General features: G+C 67.3%; 2 protein-coding genes. Both read right to left on the bottom strand.

Translation table 11 applies throughout. The annotated features are described in order from the left end of the window. A partial coding sequence (locus tag A5622_RS02065) for a CoA transferase (RefSeq protein WP_066876359.1) occupies nt 1–1,802 on the bottom strand: 1,802 nt, incomplete at its 3' end. Beyond that, entirely contained in the window at nt 1,799–2,797 is a 999-nt protein-coding gene (locus A5622_RS02060; protein ID WP_066876357.1) for an enoyl-CoA hydratase/isomerase family protein, read from the bottom strand. The genes A5622_RS02065 and A5622_RS02060, both read right to left, overlap by 4 nt. Nucleotides 2,798–2,975: the final 178 nt, after the last annotated feature.

The following is a 2,975-nucleotide window of genomic DNA, read 5'->3' as shown; positions in this document are numbered from 1 at the left end:
CTGAGCGCGGCATCGACCATCGCCGCTTCGACGAACACGCCCTCGCCCGTGCGGCGCCGGTGCTCGAGCGCCAGCAGTATCGCGTTGAGTGCGTGCACGCCCGCGTTAGGATCTCCGATCGAATACGGGTCATACGGCGTGCGATCGGGATAGCCGGTGAGCCAACTCACCCCGGAGGCCGATTCGATGACGTAGGCGAATGCCGGGTTGTCACGCCAGGGTCCCTCCAGGCCGAAGCCCGGCATCCGCACCATCACGATGTCCGGTCGAATCGACTGGGCGGTCGGGAAATCCAGGCCGATCTGGTCCAGCACGCGCGGCGTAAAGTTTTCCACGAGCACGTCGGACGTTGCGATGAGCTCGCGCAGCAGTTCCCGGCCTCGCGGACTCTGCAGGTCCAGGGTGAGGCCTTTCTTGTTGGTGTTGAGGGCCTCGAAGATCGGAGACTTCTCCCACCACCGGTCCTCGGTGATCGGTATGCCGGCGATCATCCGCGTGCCGTCGGGCCGGCGGGTCGACTCGACGTGAATGACCTCGGCGCCGAGCAGGGCCAGCGCATGCGTGCAGCAGGGACCGGCCCAGAACGTCGTCATGTCCAGCACCCGAATACCGCTGAGCGGCAGCGGTTTCGCGACCCCACTCGGCGCGGGCCGCGCCGGGAGATGCGCGGTGCGGTAGCGCTCGGTGTGCTCGCCCAGCCGCGGCGCCGGCTGCGGTTGGCATAGCTGCGCGGGCCGCATGCGGTACGGGTGGCTGGGCTGCTGGAAGCCGTCGCGCGGATTGCACACGAACGAATCGCGCGCCACGAACTGGTCGAACGACGTCACGTTGGCGCCGTTGGCGACGGGCGCGTTGGGGATGCGGAATGCCGAAGCCAGTTCCCGGATTTCGTCGACCGGGGTGTCGGCCAGCCAGGCAAAGATCTCCTCGGCGTGGATGTTCGCCTGCTCGGTGATCGACAGCGGCGATTCCTCATCGATCCACTCCGGGCGGCCCACCATCGCGCACAGGTCGAACCACTGCTGCGCGGTCCCACACCCGAGGTCGACCAGGCCATCCTTGGCCTGAGCCACTCCAGGAATGGTCGGCCGCCGCATGTCTCGCCACGGGCGACCGAGCACTTCGAAGTAGGAGACCGGGTAATAGGTGAGGCACAGGATCTGCGTCTCGAGCATCGACAGGTCCAGCAGTTCTCCTGCCCCGCCGTCGATTCGGCGCCACCGGGACGCCAGGGTGGACACGCTCGCGTAGACGCCGGCCAGGTATTCGCCGACCTGACCGCCGACGAAGACGGGCGGACGCTCCTGCTCGCCGCGGCCCAGCCCGACGATTCCTCCCGACCACGCCTGCAGCGTGAACTCGGTCGCCGCGCGGTCGCGCCACGGGCCCTCCAGGCCGAACGGCGTGATCGCGGTGACCGTCAGATGTGGGTGCCCGGCGTGGATGGCGCGCGGCGAAAAGTTCGGGTGTTCGACCACTTCGGAGCCGGCGGACCACACCACCGCATCCGCGGCGGCCAGCAGCCGGTTCACCAGTTCGACGTCGTCGTCGGCGGCGGGATCGGCGACGACACTGTGTTTCGCCCCGGCCAGGAAGCTGAACAGCGCGCCGTCACCGCCGGCCGGGATGGTGGCGCCCGAGGCCGACCATGCGCGCAGCGAGTCACCCTGCGGGCATTCCACTTTCACGACGTGGGCACCGCCGTCGGCAAGCAACTTGGTGCAGTAGGCGCCGGCTATACCGGTGGACAGGTCGATCACGGTATAGCCGTCAAGCGGCGGTTCGACGCGACGTTGCGTCACTGTTTCTTTCTCTTCGCGTTGCTGTTCTTGTCGGCTCGCGCCTTCTTGCGGGCCTTCTTGCTCAGCCGCCATTCGGCGGGGAACTTGACGTCGTTGTCCTTGACCGCGTCACCCAGGCCCCGCTTCATCGCGTCGCCGAGCATCAACTCATCGCCGGCGTCCGGGCGGACACTGCCTCCCATTGACTCGAACACGCCGCTGAGCATGCTGCCCAGATATTCGCCCTGGAACTGCTTCATGATTTCGAAGAAGACCTTCTGCATGAAGACCGTGTCCGTGGGGCGGTTACTGGCACACGCGAGCGCGTACTTGTCCACCTCGGCCTCGAGTTCAGCCCACGGCACCACGCTGTTGAGGAAGTTGCAGTCATACATCTCCGCGGCGGTGAAAGCCCGTCCGGTGAACACCATCTCCTGAAACTTGCGGATGCCCATGGTCTGCGCCCACCACCACATGCGGGGCCCCCAACCGTAATACCGGAACGACGGGTGCCCGAACAGCGCGTCGTCGCTGGAGATCACCAGGTCGGCATCGGCGGCCTGGTAGAAATGCCAGCCGTAGCAGTAACCCTTGGCCTCGAGGATGCTGATCTTCTTGAAGTCCTGCAGGCCGCGAATGCCCGAGTTCGGGTTGGCATACCACTGGCCGAGCGTGGCACCGTTACGAAACGACCCCTGCGGCGGGTATCGGACTTCGTCAGCGCCGATCCGGTATTCGGCGAGCCGCGGACCCTGGTCCGCCGCGTCGCGCATCCGCATGGCCTCGGTGAGATCCGCACCCGAGCCCAAGTCGTCGCCGGCACCGCGGACCACCAGAACCTTGACGTCGTCGTCGATGTTGGCCCGGTGCAACAAGTCTGCGTAACGCACCCGCGCGGCGACCGTCGGCGCGTTGAGATAGTCCGGGCGGTCGAACGTGATCGTGGCGATCCGCGTCGTGGCGTCCTTGTCATACCGGATGATCTCTTCGGCCGCGGGCTCGGAGGGCTCGTTCATGGCTAGGGTTGCCAGAACGGGCTACCGGTGAGCACCTCGGGGGCGTCGGCGGTGAGGTCGGCCGGACCTGGCCCGCCGACACCAGGCACGCGCCCAACGGGGCCGCCGCCCTGCAGCGGCGCTGGGAGAGCCTGTGGGGCAATCTGCTCGGTGGCTTGCCGGCCTGGCGGGCGCCGGC

The sequence above is a fragment of the Mycobacterium sp. 1245801.1 genome (assembly GCF_001673055.1).
Taxonomy (GTDB): Bacteria; Actinomycetota; Actinomycetes; order Mycobacteriales; family Mycobacteriaceae; genus Mycobacterium; species Mycobacterium europaeum_A.
The sequence above is the reverse complement of the archived record's forward strand: the minus strand, read 5'-3'. Positions and strand labels throughout refer to the sequence as shown.